This window comes from Pseudoalteromonas sp. Z9A4 (assembly GCF_011378845.1).
GTDB lineage: Bacteria > Pseudomonadota > Gammaproteobacteria > Enterobacterales > Alteromonadaceae > Pseudoalteromonas > Pseudoalteromonas arctica.
Window position 1 is genome coordinate 1 of record NZ_WTLA01000022.1, and the last position, 15,770, is coordinate 15,770.

Below are 15,770 nucleotides of genomic sequence, written 5' to 3' on the forward strand. Positions count from 1 at the left end.
GCAGTTAGTGTAGTTTTACCGTGGTCAACGTGGCCGATTGTACCAACGTTTACGTGCGGTTTTACGCGTTCAAACTTTTCTTTTGCCATGACGGAACCTATCAGTTTTGTGTATCTAAATTACATATGAAAATAATCCACCAGAGGTAGATTAAGTTAATTTTTTCAAATAGTATTTTCTGACAGATAAAGGAAGTAATCAAGGAGATTCTTAGGACTGGTGCTGATAGGCAGAGTCGAACTGCCGACCTCACCCTTACCAAGGGTGCGCTCTACCAACTGAGCTATATCAGCAACACAAGAACTGGAGCGGGCAGCGGGAATCGAACCCGCATCATCAGCTTGGAAGGCTGAGGTAATAGCCATTATACGATGCCCGCATAAAAATCTGTTCTTAAACTACCTCTAACCGTCAAGAATAAAGTGGTGGAGGGAGCTGGATTCGAACCAGCGAAGGCTGAGCCGTCAGATTTACAGTCTGATCCCTTTGGCCGCTCGGGAACCCCTCCACGATAATTCTCTACTAATTCACTTCCGGTAAAAGGAAAGTGGTGCCGACTAACCGAGTCGAACGGTTGACCTACTGATTACAAGTCAGTTGCTCTACCAGCTGAGCTAAGTCGGCACTGCTTTAGTACGGGGCGAGATATTAGAGTAAGGTTTATTGGGATGCAACAATAAAATTAAAAAAAGTGTAAATTTTTAGTTTAAATGCTCAATATTCACGCGAAAACGCGTTTTTTTGCACTTTTTTATACTGTTTCGGTTAATTCGTACCAATAATTCAATCCCTTCATTACGAGCAATGAATCAAAAATACTTCCTGCAAATTGCTGCTGCAATAGTGAGCCATAGCCACCAGCAAAAATAATTTGTGTTGCTTGTTCTGTTTTTTGAGCAGTTAAATTCAGCTTAGCTTGCTCAATTGCCCCGATGGTTGCCACTAAGGCACCGTTTTTTAAACCATTTGGCGTGTTTTTACCCAATTCATTAGTAAACGGTGTTTTACCGTCATCAAAAACACGTTGGGTGTTTTGTGTAAGCGATGAGGTCATTAAATCAAGCCCGGGTAAAATCCAGCCACCTAAATGTAGGCCTTCACTATTGAGCACATCAATTGTTGTCGCAGTACCCGCATCAACAACAATACATACTGTGTTTGGATATAACGTAAAGCCTGCAATAAGCGCAAGCCACCTGTCTATGCCTAAGTTACCCACATGCTCGTAAGCGCATACAAGATCTCCAAGCGTTTTGGTTACCTTGGCTTCAAAACAAATAATATTATTGCTAGCCGCTTGCGCGAGAATATCGTTTAGTAAATCACTGCGCCCTACGCACGCATAAATCACTTCGGTTATTTGTAACCAAGGTAAGTTATTTATATCTGCTGGTTGTGCTTGCTCGTTATGCCACAGCACAGCTTTTAGTGATGTATTTCCTACGTCGATCAGTAATCTCATACTTGCGCCTTTCTGAGGGAGACTTCCCCACCGTAATAACTTTTTACTTCACCATCTTGGCGAATTCGTATTCCACCTTGTGGGTCAATACCTTCGCATATTCCACGCCAGCTTCGGTGTCCTGTATTTAGCTCAACATAATCGCCAGCAAACGCATTAAGCGAATTCCATTGCTCATACATATCTTGTAAGCCAGTTTGACGATACTGCACTAAACGCTGCTCTAAATGATAAGTAAGTGACGCCACCAGCTGGTTTTTATCAAGCTTTTGAGTATGTTGATTTAAGTCGGTCCACGCTTGGTCTATATGTTGGCTAAAACTCTCAGGCATTTGTAAATTAATACCTATACCAATCACTAACTGACAAGGTCCTTGCGGTTGCCCATCTAATTCAACCAATACACCTGCAAGTTTTTGTTTATTTATATAAATATCGTTAGGCCATTTAAGCTCTACGTCAATTTGGTATAACGCTTTAATTGCATCATAAACAGCAAGGCCTACCGCAATTGATACACCCATTGCAGCTTGAAGCCCGTCATCTAAACGCCAAAAGTAACTGTAATACAGATTAGCGCCAAATGGGGATTGCCAAACACGGCCGCGTCGGCCGCGCCCTGCTTGCTGCATTTCGGCAACAATAACAGTGCCAGACTCAAGCGCTGTTTTAGCCTGTATACGGCGCATAAGCTCGCTGTTGGTCGAATCAATAATAGGGTGTACTTCTACATCGGCAGTATTAGCACCTAGCGCTTTGTAGTGCTGATCAATTTGTGTTTTATTTAAAAGGCCCACCTGACTATTCAAACAGTAGCCTTTGCCAGTCACTTTAAAAATATCTAAGCCCATTTCTTGTAACGTTTTGATATGTTTACTCACCGCAGCTCGGCTAATTCCTAGCTTTTCACCCAAGGCTTGGCCAGATACAAAGCCCCCTTGGTTAAGTGCATTTAAAATAGCGAGTTTGTTTCCATCAGGTGCTTTCATTGCTCAGGCTCCGCGTTAATATGGCATTCGCTGCGCGCATCTATTAAACGTACTTCGTGCTCTAACATAATGTTGTAACGCGTATAAACAACTTGCTGAATGTGTTTAATCATTTTTATTAGGTCACCACCTTCACTATTTCCGTGATTAACAAGTACTAGTGCTTGTTGTTGATGCACTTCTATACCTGCCTCGCGGTGCCCTTTTAAACCACTTTTATCGATTAACCAACCTGCTGCGACCTTGTGATGGCTTTGTCCATATTCGTAATGAGGTAAATCTACAAATTGCTTTAATAGCTCAGCTAACTGCTGGTTGGTTATTATAGGGTTTTTAAAAAAGCTACCCGCATTGGCAAGTGTATATGGGTTAGGTAATTTGCTATTACGCGTTTTTATAACCTGATCGAATACTGCTTGCGGAGTAATAATATCTAGCTGCTGCAAAGGGCCATAACTTAATACTGGTTGCCATTTTTTTGGGAGCGCTAAATGCACTTGCGTGATCACCGCTTTATTTTTGAGAGCATTTTTAAATATTGAGTCTCTGTAAGCAAATTCACATTGCTCGTTATTCAATGAATGCACAGCTTTAGTGGTTATATCAAAGTACTCTACCAACTCAACAAATTTAGCTATCTCAACGCCATAAGCACCAATATTTTGTACCGGTGATGCGCCAACAGTGCCCGGTATAAGTGCTAGATTTTCAAGCCCGGGTATATTTTTCTCTAATAAATAACTGACTAGTTGATGCCAGTTTTCGCCTGCAGCAATACTTATTAGTGTGTCGCTCTCACGCTCGGTAATTTTAATGCCTTTTAAGGCTATTTTTATAACCGTACCCATGTAGTCATTTAAAAATACGGTATTACTGCCCTCGCCTAGCAAACAAAACGGTGCACTAAAACTTTGCGTTTTAAGTTGCTCAAGCTGAGTAATTTCAACAAAATTTTGGCATTGGCTGTTTAATGCGAATGTATGTAAGGAGTGTAATGAATGCGCCACAAAGCTCTCTAAAAATACCGGTAACTAATCGCAATAGTTTACCTCATCGTCGCAAATGTGGCACTAGATTGTAAAAATCACTCAACCCACCGTGTCAATCGTGATATAAAACCAGCACTTTTTTATTTGTGTTCAGAGTAATGATGAAAATTAAACCTCTTTTTTTAAGCCTCGCTATGGCGGGTATGTGTTCGCAAGCAATGGCTAATGCGATTGACCAAAACTCGTATGCTAACCTTGACGATGTTGTTACTACTCACTTAAACCTTGATTTAGATGTCGACTTTGCCGACAAGCAGTTAGAAGGTTTTGTTGAGCATACTCTTCAGTGGAACAACAGCAAAAGTAGAACTCTCGTACTTGATACCCGCGACTTAGACATTGATAAAGTAATGTACAAAGATCAAAGTGGTAACTGGAAAAAGGCGACTTTTGATTTAGCTAAGCGAGATGACGTTAAAGGTTCAAAGCTTACTATTGTGTTTAAAAACCAAGCTGAATTAGTTCGTATTTACTACAACAGTCGTCCAGAAGCATCTGGCCTGCAATGGTTAACACCAGAGCAAACGGCAAGTAAAACGCATCCATTTATGTACAGCCAATCGCAAGCAATTCATGCACGTAGTTGGATCCCAGTGCAAGATACACCCGCAATGCGTGTAACTTACTCTGCACGAATTCATACACCAAAAGATATACGTGCTGTAATGAGTGCCGACAACAAAGATGCGCTTTATAAAGATGGTGACTACATTTTTGATATGCCACAAGCAATTTCACCTTACCTAATTGCTATTGGCGCAGGTAACTTAGAATTTAAAGCAATGTCGCACCAAACTGGCATATTTGCTGAGCCTACAATTTTAGATGCCTCAGTTGCTGAATTTGACGACACCCAAGCCATGATCGACAAAACAAACGCTATGTACGGCGAATATGCATGGGGTCGCTACGACTTATTAATGCTACCGCCAAGTTTTCCGTTTGGTGGCATGGAAAACCCACGCTTATCATTTATAACTCCAACGGTTGTTGCCGGTGATAAAAGCTTAGTTAACCTTATTGCCCATGAGCTTGCTCACTCTTGGTCAGGTAACTTAGTAACTAACGCAACGTGGGAAGATTTATGGTTAAACGAAGGTTTTACCTCGTATGTTGAAAACCGCATTATGGAAGAAGTATTTGGTCGTGACCGTGCGGTTATGGAACAAGCACTTGATTCAGCGTCTTTACGCGCACAAATTAAAACAATTGATGCACCAGATACACGCCTTAATTTAAAGCTTAATGGCCGCGACCCGGACGATGCGTTTAGCTCAGTGCCTTACACTAAAGGTCAGTTATTTTTAATCTATCTAGAAAACAAATATGGCCGCGATAAGTTTGACCCGTTTGTAAAAGCGTACTTTAAAGAGTTTTCGTTTAAATCACTTACTACCGCGCAATTTGTTACTTACTTAAAAGCTAACTTAATTGAGAAGTACCCTGGTGTTGTAAGTATGGATAAAGTAAACGAATGGATTTTTGAGCCAGGCTTACCAAGTGATGCGCCAAACCCTACGTCTGATGCATTTGATAAAGTAGATACTGCAACAGCAGCATGGTTGAAAGGCGACACAACAGCAGCTCAACTACCAACGGCTGATTGGTCTGTGCATGAGTGGCTACACTTTTTAAATAACTTACCACGCGATTTAAGCATAGAGAAAATGAGCGAGCTTGATAGTGAATTTAACCTAACGCAATCAACTAACGCTGAACGTGCGTTTGCTTGGTTTATGCTAGCAGTAGGTAATGGTTATCAACCAATTTATCCTGCGCTTAATAAGCACTTATCAGGTATTGGCCGTCGTAAGTTAATTGTGCCGTTATATAAATCACTTATCACTAACGGTAAAAAAGACTGGGCACAAAGCGTGTACTTAAAAGCACGCCCTGGGTATCACCCTCTTGCGCAAGGTACTATTGACGCATTATTTGAATAAATAGTGTTAACTAGAAACTAAAAAGGGCCATATTTGGCCCTTTTGTTTGTCTGTACTTTAATTTTTCACTTTTTCTAAAAAAGCTTTACGCTCTGCCGTTGTGGCTTGCTGCCACCAAAAATCAAGCATTTGTGGCGCACTTGGCATGCCCTTACCTGTAACTGGTGCTATTGGCTTTATTGGTCGGCTTGGACGTGAAGGCCCTGCTGGCACTGTATTTTTCATTACCGGTTTATTACTTGCTAGCTGCGTGTTAGAAATAACACTTAAAGGCTTAGCAACAGCGCTATTTTTAGCTTTTAAGCTCACTTGAGGGGCTTCTGCAAATACTTTTGCAGATACTGCATTCGCAGCGCGATTAAACACTAAGGTATAATCTTTACCCGCATCAATGGTTACATCAACCCAAAATGGCTCAGACTCCACAACTTCATGCGTGTCATAATCATCTTCATATAAATCGGTGTACTTTAGCCTAAGCTGATAAGTGCCTGGTGCAAGCTCTACATCATCAATACGGCTAAACAAAGAGCTTTCTAGCATTTTATCGCCCACTTGCAGTGGTACAATTTCTTCTGGAAAGTGAATATTTTCAGCATTAGCCGAAAAACTAACTAGTAATGCAACGGCACTACTTATTAAAATTGGTTTAAGCATATTAACTCCTTTATTTGATTTCAGTTTGACACTGCTTTGAAAGTTTGTCATTAGTGAGCTTAAATTTCATAACACTTAATTAGGAACACACTATGAGCCAAGAAACTATTTTTACCAAAATAATCAATCGTGAAATTCCGGCCGATATCGTTTATGAAGATGAAAATACTCTCGCATTTAAAGATATAAACCCACAAGCGCCATTTCATGTGTTAATTATCCCAAAAAAAGCAATTGCCACTATAAATGATATAAACCCTGAAAACTCACACTTAGTAGGCAACTTATATGTTGTTGCGGCTAAATTAGCTAAACAGCATAATTTTGCTGATGACGGATACCGCGTAGTTATGAATTGTAATGAGCATGGTGGGCAGACGGTTTATCACATACATTTACACATGCTTGCCGGTAAAGAGATGGGATGGCCACCTTATCAAAATAAAAAAAAGTAAATTAGCTAAAACTTTTATTAAATTATCTACTCAATTAGTTAGTTATAAATACTATGGGTTTTCATCGTTATAAATAAGAAATAGTTACTTGTTTGCAACATTTTATGTTTAAATAATCGTAAAATCGTATTTGTTATTGAGTACATCAGTGATTTTCTAATACAAAAGTTGCGGAAGTCGTGGTAAACTTAATCAGTCAGCTTTATAAAAGAGTATAAAAACATGAGCAGCTCAGCCTTTTTGTTATTAGATCAAGAGCCAATTAACACTATCGGTATTAACGTTTTAGAACCTTTGTTAAAAACGCAAGGCCTTGACGTAACCACAGGTACTAATATTTTAGATATACCTGAAGGGACTCGACTTTTGTTTATTGAAACATCAAGTAAAGATGCATGGGGGAAACTAAAAGAACAACTAGTAAACCTTCGTATTAAATGCGATATCATATTATTTAATCTGGATGAAAACCCTGAACTTGCTAATCGTGCATTGTTAAGTGGTATTCGTGGCGTGTTTTACACAACAGATAACGCCGACGTATTAATGAAAGGTATTCGCTTACTGCTTGAAGATCAACTTTGGTATCGTCGCGATATTATGTGTAATGCATTAAATCGTATGCTGCAATTTAATAAAGATGCGCTGCATAAACTAACCGAGGGTGATATTGAGCCTGTTAAACTTACTAAGCGAGAAAAAGCAATAATCTCACTAATGAGTAAAGGTTCGAAAAATAAAGAAATCGCAGAAGATTTAAGTATCAGTCCACACACAGTTAAAACACATTTATACAGCGCATTTAGAAAAACTAAATGTCGTAACCGTATTGAACTCCTATCTTGGGCACAACAAAATATCCCTGATGAAATTCGTTAATCAAATATTTAGTTTAAAATTAAAAACAGACACTTAGGTGTCTGTTTTTGTATGTGTTACACACTTATTTAATACCAATTTGCTTGCCTAAGTGATCTGTTTTGATAATTGGTATAAGTGTATACTTTTGATAACCTTAGCTTAATAGCTACTTTGCTGGAATATTAATGCTCGACTCCTTCACTCTTTATTTTGCCAGCATCGCCATCATGGTCGTAATGACCTTACTTAACTTTTTGACATGGCGAACAAACAAACAAATATCGGGCACGCTGCTATACATTTTCTATCCCATATTACTGTTAGGCTCTGTTATTGGCTTTACTCTTGTTGGTGATACACATAATTTAGTGATTATTAGCGCTGCCAGTAGCATGATGTTTGCCGCATCAATAGTGCACTGCCTTTCACTTAGTCAGTTTTTAAATTATCGCGGTATTGGTTTTAAATTACTCTGCTCAGTGACCGCTTTTTGCACTGTAATGCTTGGCTATTACACCTTTTTTGACCCATCTTTACACGAAAGAGTGATTGCATCCGATATACAACACATAGCAGAAGCTGGTTTTTTACTATTTATATTTATCAAATGCGCACGTAAATCCTATCCTAATGGCAGCATTGTATACATAACCATTTTAACGCTTGTTGCTTTAAGCTTTGTTGGCCGCTCGTTATTTATGGACAACATTGAACAAAAAAATCTTTTAGTAAACGGCTGGTTTAGCTCTTTGTTATTTTTAAATGGCGTAATTGCACCCATGTTTTATGCCGCAGGTATGGCGTTATTATGTAATGAGCGCAGAGAGCAGCACCTCAATAAATTAGCAGATAAAGCACAAAAAGATTTAGAAATACGCGGACTCTTTTTATCAACTATAAGCCACGAAATTCGCACCCCACTAAACGGTATTTTAGGCAGCGCCCAACTTGTTATGAACCAAACAAGTGATACTCGCAACAAAGCCTATTGCGAAGCGATTATAAATTCTGCCGAATCACTTAATTTATTGGTAGATAAGGTCCTTGATTACGCGAGCCTAGATCAAAGTGACGAAGCGCTTTACGAAGAGGATATAGAGTTTAAAACATGGCTTAATAATTTATGCTTATTATTAAGCCCTCTCGCCGAGCAAAAGCAACTCAAGTTTGAACTAATATGCAATATTCCTGAGCAAGCATGTTATTACTGCGACCAGCAAAAACTTAGGCAAATAATTATTAATTTAGTGGGTAATGCCATTAAGTTTACAGACCACGGAACCGTTAAAATTCAGGTTGATTTAGTATTAGAAAAGCAACTTGAGCACACTATAAAAATTAGTGTAAAAGATTCAGGTCCAGGTATAGAAAATGATGAGATAGCCTACTTAACAGAACCTTATGTACAAAGTAGTGCAGGAAAAGAGAAAGGCGGAACCGGCCTAGGTTTAGCTATTACCAGTCGCCTGCTTGAAAAGCTCAGTAGCCGACTCGAAATAGCCAGCCAGCTTGGTACTGGTAGTGTATTTAGCTTTACCGTTACTTTTACTTTAGGTGAATTAAGCCTTGTAGAGCAGCGCCATCAAACTAAAGATTACTTAACAGGTCTTGATGTACTACTGGTTGAAGATTTAGATTTAAATCAAAAAATTGCTATTGAATTTATGGCAGACGATGAACACAAAATCAAGCTCGCAAAAGATGGCAAAAGCGCCATAGAGCTCATGCAAGCCCACCACTTTGATGTTGTTTTGCTTGATATGAACCTACCTGATTTAACAGGCCAAGAAGTACTTAAACGTCTAAAACGCATTGATCATAAAAATCAACGAACTCCAGTACTCGCATTTACTGCAAGCCTTAGCCCTGACGAAGTAAAAGAGTATTTAGAATTAGGAATAAAAGACATTGTAGGCAAGCCTATTAAGCACGAAAAGCTTCGCCAAGCACTTAGCGACTCTCAATCTAATCAAACTGCGAGTATTGCAGTAGAGCTTATTGATACCTTGTATGACAAAACAGCGGCCGAAACACTCACCAGCTCGTTTAGTGAAGATGAAGTGTCGTCGATTTATAATGAGTTTGTGCTTTCGGCGCGTAACAAGCTAATTCGCTGTCAAAAGCTTATTGATCAACAACCAGAGCAATGCATTAAGCTTTTACATCGCCAAGCAAGTACCGCTCTGCAACTGGGTTTTAATCGCTATGGTATTGAGCTTAAAAAAATAGAGCGCCGTTTACTCGATAAAAAGCCACATAACGACATGCTTGATGAAGCGTTAGATCTGTGGCAACGCAGCTTAGAGCAATATTTAAAGTTTGTGCGTGGGCAGTTAGAGTGAAATTAAAAAAGCGTTAAAGTTTTTTAAATTTTACTTTAGGTTAATCAAACCTCGCAACCTCTTCAAAGCTAAGCCCAGTAAAGCCATGTGCTTGCAAGGCACAAAATAGGTTTAAAGTAATATCTTTATCATTTACACGAGAGTCAAAAACGTAAGTGCCTTCAAATCGGTCTTCTGGCATTTTAAATATGCAGCTATGCTTTGGTAGTTTTTCTTTTTTGAACACCGCTTTTTGTAATCCGATATTTAAACTTGGCAGCATAAAAGTACTCTTCTCAACATTTAATATACCCTCTATTTTTCGAGTGACATTATAAAAGTACCAATTATCATCACCTACATAGAAAGGCAGTAACTCTCCCGAATCTTCAAAAATCTCTACCAATTCATTTGCTACATGATCCCTTATAGCAAGACCCTGTAAATTTATTGCTGTCATATCACCTATAGGCGTCTCTTTTTCATTATTATAATGGGCACTAAAATTTATCAGTGTAGACTCTTTTGTAGAAGTATTAGGTTTCCATAACTCAGATTCACATAAAGTTTCATCATCAGGAAATATGACTCGATAATGATTCACGTCAGGTGTGATTTTATAAATTACTTTACTCATTAATATTGAAACGTCCTTTTTGGCATGAATTTGATTTTTAACCCCTTCCATATTTATCATCAAATCGCTCTATATCGCTTTCATCAAGTACAGTACCGGTTTGCACTTCAATGACAATTAACGGCTCTTTTTGATTATTAGCCAAACTATGAATTTGCTTAGCCGCGATATAACACGATTGGTCGTGCGTTAGCGTATACGCTTGCTCATCAATACACACATCTGCAATACCCGAAACCACAACCCAATGTTCAGCACGATGCTGATGGCGCTGCGTCGAAAGCTTAGCACCGCTGTTAACAGTAATTTTCTTAACTTTAAAGCCAGTGCCTTCAACCAAAGTACGGTAACTTCCCCATGGGCGAAAAACCACTTGATGATGGTTAAGTTTATCAGCCTGTGTTGTAGCAATTTGCTTAAGCAACAAAGGCAAAGAATCTAGCTCATTTTGGTTTGCAATTAACGTGGCATCATGAGTATGAATAATTGCTAAATTGCTTACTCCAAGCGTGGCAATAGTGTGTTCAGCCTCGTTAATAACTAAGTTATTAGTGCTTTTTTGAGCCATATAATTAGCATTTAAGCTATTTCCGTTTTCATCTTTTTTTGTAAGCGCATCAAGAGATGAAAAACTACCTACATCACTCCATTTTAAATCAACAGGCATAACGACTACGTTATTACTGCGCTCTAAAATGGCGTAATCAATTGAATCGCTTGGGCAGTGTTCAAGCGCACTGTTGCTTGGGCGGGTAAACCCTAAATCTTTAGTAAATTGCGCCGCTGCAGCAACACTCGTTGCTATTTTTGGCGCAAAACGATCGAGCTCTTTTAAATAGGCTGTGGGGGTAAATAAAAACATGCCGCTATTCCAGCTATAACCTCCTTGAGCTAAATAACGGTTCGCTGTATCTAAGTCAGGCTTTTCTTTAAATTGTGCAACATCGTAACAACCCGTACCGGCAATAGCCGCGCCTTGTTTTATATAGCCATAGCCAGTATGCGGTTCTGTAGGAGTAATCGAAAACGTCACTAGCTTTCCTTGCTCAGCAAGTTTTACAGCTTCTGGGAGCTTAGCCGTTAATACACCAAAGTTTTCAATATGATGATCGGCAGGCATCACTAATAGCGGGCCGGTAATCCCATTTTGCAGTGCATAGTGGGCGGCTAATGCGATGGCAGGAGCGGTATTTTTACCTTTGGGTTCGAGTAATAATGCAGTAGGAATTGAGCTTTCAGCCTGCTCGGCGGCAATAAATCGGTGCTGCTCATTACACACTAAAATAGCATTATCAAACAACTCATTAGAAACACGCGCCAACGTACTTTGTAGCAATGACGTGTTTTCATTTAGTAGTGATAAAAATTGTTTAGGCATTGCTTGGCGAGAAAGCGGCCACAAGCGAGAGCCTATGCCACCAGCTAAAATTACAGGAGTGATTAAAGTGTTCATAATGTATATTAGCCGCCAACAAAAATATCAGCGACTATTTTAACACTTTATTGGCTCTGCGCTAAATTAACGTGTCTATATTAATGTAAAAGGGTCTGCATCTAAATAGGCAGGAAACACTGCTTTAAACTCATCCAGTGGTGCTTTTTCAAGTGTTATCGTAACTAGCTGCTCGGTGTCATCTTGCGCTTTAGTTAATGCATCGCCTTTAAAGTCGTATACCGCTGTACCGCCATTGTGCAAGGCACCATTACCGTCGTCACCCACACGATTAACGCCTACTACGTAACACAGGTTTTCCATTGCACGCGCCATAAGTAACGTATCCCAAATATGGCGGCGTACAGCAGGCCAATTTGCTACGTTTATCATTACATCGTAGTCATTATTATTACGTTGAAATACCGGAAAGCGCAGGTCGTAACATACCTGTGGTAATAGTTTAAAGCCGTTGATTTCAAAAACTTTGCGCTCTTGCCCAGCTACAACGTAATCGCCCTCACTGCCTAAGCGAAATAAATGGCGCTTATCGTAATAGCTCACCTCTCCACCGGGCTTTACCCAATAAAACCGATTCGCTTTTTTACTACCTTGTGCAACAAGTACCGAACCGGCAATAACCGCATTATGTTTATGAGCCTGCGCCTTTAACCAAGTCAGTACTTTACCGTTTTCTGGCTCTGCACAATCTAAATTAATAGCAAAGCCAGTCGAGAATGTTTCGGGCAGTAAAATAAGATCGGGCTGATGCGTAATTGCTTCAAGTTGTTTATTAAACATGGCTAAATTAGCATCTTTATCAAGCCAATGAAGCGAGCTTTGCAATGCTGTAATGGTTAAAGTTGACATAATATTTGCGCAGCCTCTATGAGAGTGTTGTCCTTTTTAGCAAAGCATAAACGAATTACTTTGTCGGTTGGGGACTTTTGATAAAACACACTTAACGGAATAGCCGCAACACCTGCTTGCTCAACTAACCAGTGGCAAAAATCAACATCGTTTAAATCCGATACATCATTGTAATCTAACAATAAAAAGTAAGTGCCCTGGCTAGGCAAAATTTTAAAACGGCTATTACTTAAATGACTCGCTAATAAGTCACGTTTTTGCTGATAAAACCCACTTAGCTCATCTATATGCTCGCCTTGCTGCTCGAGCATATCGGCAAGCGCATGCTGTGCAGGGGTAAAACTTGAAAACGTAACGTACTGATGAATTTTTCTAAATTCGACAGCTAAATCGGCAGGTGCAATACAGTAACCCATTTTCCAGCCCGTGCTATGAAACGTTTTACCAAAACTCGATATAACAAAGCTTTTGGCAAATAATTCATCATCGCGTAATACGCTTAAATGCGGTTGCTGATCAAACGTAATGTGCTCATATACCTCATCGCTTATTACATACAAATTGTGAGTACCAACTAACTCTTTAAGCTCTTTTATATCGTGTGGCTGTAATATTTTACCGCTTGGGTTATGAGGCGTATTAATAATAATTGCACGGGTATTTTTAGTAATTGCTTGGCTTACTACTTGCCAATCAATAGTGTAGTTTGGCGCACTTAAAGCAATGTGTACTGACTTTCCACCAGCGAGTTCAATTGCCGGTTGGTAAGAGTCATATGCAGGGTCAAATACAATCACTTCATCACTGGGGCGCACAATTGTTTGAATAGCCACAAACAATGCCTCTGTTGCACCCGAGGTAACAGTAACTTGATCAGCCGCGTTTATATCAGCTGCATATTTGCGCTTTGCTAAATCAGCAATTTGTTGCTGTAATCGTGGTACACCACTTGAAGGTGAATATTGATTAACGCCCTGCTGCACATAATAATTTAACTGCGTTTTTAAAAGATCAGGAGCATCAAACTCAGGAAAGCCTTGAGAGAGATTAATTGCCGAAAACTCATTAGCCAACCCACTCATTTGGCTAAATATACTAACGCCTAAATTTGGTAATTTACTTTCAAACACGTGATGCCCTTAATGATGGTTTTGCGCTTAAAGCGATGCTATCATTGCTTAAAACAGAGGTATAGCCGTCTAAAAATAATTAACTTTACGCTCATTAGTGAGGAATGTATGCAAAACAATACCGCTATTTCACAACTTATTGAAGCCGGAAAATGGGTTAGCCAAAAAGGCTGGGTACCCGCAACAGGTGGAAATTTTTCAGCTCGTACTAGCACTGGCTTTGTTGTTACGGCAAGTGGGCACGATAAAGGCTTACTTACGCAAGAGCATTTTTTGCAATTAGATCACCAAGGCGAGCGCCTAGCTGGATCTGTAAAGCCATCGGCAGAAACACAATTACACCTAAGTTTGTATCAGCTTATACCTGATGCACAGTGTGTTTTGCATACTCACTCTGTAGCCGCCACCGTACTGTCGCAAATTACCCAAAGGCATCAGCTTGATTTAACAGGCTATGAAATGCAAAAAGCACTGAGCGGCTTTACTTCGCATTTAGAAACGCTGAGCATTCCTATTTTCGATAACGATCAAGATATTGACCGATTAAGCCTGCTGGTCAGTGACCATCACTTACATACGCCGATAGAGCACGGCGTACTGATACGTGGTCATGGCTTATATGCAGTAGGGCGCAATATTGATGAAGTTCGCCGCCACCTAGAAGCCTTAGAATTTTTATTTAGCTGCGAACTAGAGCGCCTAAAAATAATAGGTATTCAAGCGGGAGTAACTAAATGATTAAAGCTATTTTAACCGACATCGAAGGCACAATAACCCGCATCTCGTTTGTTAAAGAGGTGTTGTTTCCTTACGCGGCAAAACAGTTACCTACCTTTGTACGTGCCAATGCTAATAAGCCAGATGTAGCCGAGCAAATTAGTGCCGTAAAAGCCTTTATCGAAAAGCCAAACGCCGATATAGAAGAAGTCATTAGCACTTTACTTACCTGGATTGATGAAGATAAAAAAATCACTCCACTTAAGCAGTTACAAGGCTTAATTTGGCAAACAGGGTATGAACACGGCGATTTTAAAGGTCATTTATACCCAGATGCATTTGATTTTTTACAAGCTCAACACAACAACGATATTACTTTATATGTGTACTCATCAGGGTCGGTAAAAGCGCAGCAGCTACTTTTTAAATACAGTGATTATGGCGACATTCGCAGCTTGTTTACTGACTTTTTTGACACCAAAGTTGGCGCAAAACAAGAGCAAATAGCCTATAACACTATTGTTGATCTGTTACCGTTTAAAGCAGCAGAAATACTCTTTTTAAGTGATGTAGCCGGCGAGCTTGATGCCGCGCAGGCTGCGGGCTTAAAAACACTACATTTAATTCGTGATGGGCAAGCAAGCACTAAAGCACACCCTTATATTAATGACTTTAGCCAATTTAAATTGGAGCAATTAGTATGAGCCAATTAACAATATATGCCGACAACGATGCAAACAAAGCACTTGTAAGCACATCAAATGCTGATGATATTGCAAAGCAACTAGCTAAAGTAAACGTACGTTTTGAACAGTGGCAAGCAAATGCAGATATTAATGAGCACACCACCCATGAGCAAATTATTAGTGCGTACAAAAACGATATAGATCGGTTAAAAATCAAAAATGGCTATCAAACAGTAGACGTTATATCTCTAGCTAAAGGTAATCTTGGCGCATCAGAGCTGCGCAAAAAGTTTTTCTTTGAACATACTCATAGTGAAGACGAAGTACGTTTTTTTGTAAAAGGCCAAGGGCTATTTTGCCTACATTTAGACAATAAGGTTTATCAGGTACTTTGCCAACAAGGCGATTTAATTTCAGTGCCTGAACTTACCCCGCATTGGTTTGATATGGGAAGCGCTCCTGAGTTTACTGCCATTCGCTTATTTAACAATACAGAGGGCTGGGTAGCAAAAAGTACTGACTCGTCTATTGCAGAGCAATTTCCGCTATTATCGTAAGTTA

General features: G+C 39.6%; 16 protein-coding genes and 4 tRNA genes. 7 read left to right on the forward strand and 13 right to left on the reverse strand.

Features of this window, described 5'->3' with window-relative positions; genetic code table 11:
* From GQR54_RS14625 to murB, 8 genes are all read right to left on the reverse strand, one after another.
* Nucleotides 1-89 (reverse strand): GTP-binding protein (locus tag GQR54_RS14625; protein WP_233997923.1); only part of this gene is annotated, 89 nt, incomplete at its 3' end.
* Between the two features lie 128 nt (nucleotides 90-217).
* Nucleotides 218-293: transfer RNA gene (locus tag GQR54_RS14630), tRNA-Thr, on the reverse strand.
* 11 nt (nucleotides 294-304) lie between these two features.
* Nucleotides 305-379 (reverse strand) — tRNA-Gly (locus GQR54_RS14635).
* A 44-nt stretch (nucleotides 380-423) separates the two neighbouring features.
* Nucleotides 424-508, reverse strand: a tRNA-Tyr gene (locus GQR54_RS14640).
* Between the two features lie 40 nt (nucleotides 509-548).
* Nucleotides 549-624 (reverse strand) — tRNA-Thr (locus GQR54_RS14645).
* Between the two features lie 127 nt (nucleotides 625-751).
* Nucleotides 752-1,462 carry a type III pantothenate kinase gene (locus GQR54_RS14650; protein WP_166378566.1) on the reverse strand — a complete coding sequence of 237 codons (711 nt, stop codon included), beginning with the start codon at nucleotides 1,460-1,462 and terminating at the stop codon, nucleotides 752-754.
* Complete coding sequence (gene birA, locus GQR54_RS14655; RefSeq protein ID WP_007579893.1) at nucleotides 1,459-2,451, reverse strand: bifunctional biotin--[acetyl-CoA-carboxylase] ligase/biotin operon repressor BirA; 993 nt, start codon at nucleotides 2,449-2,451, stop codon at nucleotides 1,459-1,461. The genes GQR54_RS14650 and birA overlap by 4 nt, the downstream gene beginning before the upstream one ends.
* On the reverse strand, nucleotides 2,448-3,458 hold the full coding sequence (gene murB / locus GQR54_RS14660; protein WP_166378568.1) for a UDP-N-acetylmuramate dehydrogenase: 1,011 nt from the start codon (nucleotides 3,456-3,458) through the stop codon (nucleotides 2,448-2,450). Before murB ends, birA begins: the two co-directional genes overlap by 4 nt.
* Nucleotides 3,459-3,601: 143 nt before the next feature.
* Between murB and GQR54_RS14665 the strand changes: the two genes are divergently transcribed.
* Nucleotides 3,602-5,443: a M1 family metallopeptidase gene (locus GQR54_RS14665; RefSeq protein ID WP_165729507.1), complete on the forward strand. Its 1,842-nt coding sequence runs from the start codon at nucleotides 3,602-3,604 to the stop codon at nucleotides 5,441-5,443.
* Between the two features lie 57 nt (nucleotides 5,444-5,500).
* Here the strand turns inward: GQR54_RS14665 and GQR54_RS14670 are convergent, their stop codons facing one another.
* Nucleotides 5,501-6,100: a DUF2057 domain-containing protein gene (locus GQR54_RS14670; protein ID WP_166378570.1), complete on the reverse strand. Its 600-nt coding sequence runs from the start codon at nucleotides 6,098-6,100 to the stop codon at nucleotides 5,501-5,503.
* A gap of 92 nt (nucleotides 6,101-6,192) precedes the next feature.
* On the opposite strand from GQR54_RS14670, the gene GQR54_RS14675 reads away from it, so the two are divergent.
* From GQR54_RS14675 to GQR54_RS14685, 3 genes are all read left to right on the forward strand, one after another.
* Nucleotides 6,193-6,555: a histidine triad nucleotide-binding protein gene (locus GQR54_RS14675; RefSeq protein ID WP_166378572.1), complete on the forward strand. Its 363-nt coding sequence runs from the start codon at nucleotides 6,193-6,195 to the stop codon at nucleotides 6,553-6,555.
* A gap of 222 nt (nucleotides 6,556-6,777) precedes the next feature.
* Nucleotides 6,778-7,434 (forward strand): response regulator transcription factor, encoded by a 657-nt coding sequence (locus tag GQR54_RS14680; RefSeq protein ID WP_004334929.1) that lies wholly within the window; start codon nucleotides 6,778-6,780, stop codon nucleotides 7,432-7,434.
* A gap of 167 nt (nucleotides 7,435-7,601) precedes the next feature.
* Nucleotides 7,602-9,758 (forward strand): response regulator, encoded by a 2,157-nt coding sequence (locus GQR54_RS14685; protein WP_166378574.1) that lies wholly within the window; start codon nucleotides 7,602-7,604, stop codon nucleotides 9,756-9,758.
* A gap of 40 nt (nucleotides 9,759-9,798) precedes the next feature.
* Here GQR54_RS14685 and GQR54_RS14690 read toward each other — a convergent pair whose 3' ends face one another.
* The 4 genes from GQR54_RS14690 to GQR54_RS14705 form a co-directional block, all read right to left on the reverse strand.
* The gene (locus GQR54_RS14690; protein WP_231609380.1) at nucleotides 9,799-10,434 is read right to left on the reverse strand and encodes a hypothetical protein; all 636 of its coding nucleotides are present in this window, start codon (nucleotides 10,432-10,434) and stop codon (nucleotides 9,799-9,801) included.
* Nucleotides 10,412-11,827, reverse strand: coding sequence for a mannose-1-phosphate guanylyltransferase/mannose-6-phosphate isomerase (locus GQR54_RS14695; protein WP_166378576.1), 1,416 nt, complete (start codon nucleotides 11,825-11,827; stop codon nucleotides 10,412-10,414). Before GQR54_RS14695 ends, GQR54_RS14690 begins: the two co-directional genes overlap by 23 nt.
* 75 nt (nucleotides 11,828-11,902) lie before the next feature.
* Nucleotides 11,903-12,676, reverse strand: coding sequence for an amidohydrolase (locus tag GQR54_RS14700; RefSeq protein ID WP_010555461.1), 774 nt, complete (start codon nucleotides 12,674-12,676; stop codon nucleotides 11,903-11,905).
* On the reverse strand, nucleotides 12,664-13,806 hold the full coding sequence (locus GQR54_RS14705; protein WP_166378578.1) for a methionine aminotransferase: 1,143 nt from the start codon (nucleotides 13,804-13,806) through the stop codon (nucleotides 12,664-12,666). The genes GQR54_RS14700 and GQR54_RS14705 overlap by 13 nt, the downstream gene beginning before the upstream one ends.
* 108 nt (nucleotides 13,807-13,914) lie before the next feature.
* Here GQR54_RS14705 and GQR54_RS14710 point away from each other — a divergent pair, with 108 nt between their 5' ends.
* The 3 genes from GQR54_RS14710 to GQR54_RS14720 are packed head-to-tail and all read left to right on the forward strand — an operon-like array spanning nucleotide 13,915 to nucleotide 15,766.
* Nucleotides 13,915-14,544 (forward strand): methylthioribulose 1-phosphate dehydratase, encoded by a 630-nt coding sequence (locus GQR54_RS14710; protein WP_166378580.1) that lies wholly within the window; start codon nucleotides 13,915-13,917, stop codon nucleotides 14,542-14,544.
* Nucleotides 14,541-15,227 carry an acireductone synthase gene (gene mtnC, locus GQR54_RS14715; protein ID WP_101217509.1) on the forward strand — a complete coding sequence of 229 codons (687 nt, stop codon included), beginning with the start codon at nucleotides 14,541-14,543 and terminating at the stop codon, nucleotides 15,225-15,227. Before GQR54_RS14710 ends, mtnC begins: the two co-directional genes overlap by 4 nt.
* The gene (locus tag GQR54_RS14720; RefSeq protein ID WP_166378582.1) at nucleotides 15,224-15,766 is read left to right on the forward strand and encodes an acireductone dioxygenase; all 543 of its coding nucleotides are present in this window, start codon (nucleotides 15,224-15,226) and stop codon (nucleotides 15,764-15,766) included. The genes mtnC and GQR54_RS14720 overlap by 4 nt, the downstream gene beginning before the upstream one ends.
* The last annotated feature ends 4 nt before the right edge of the window (nucleotides 15,767-15,770 follow it).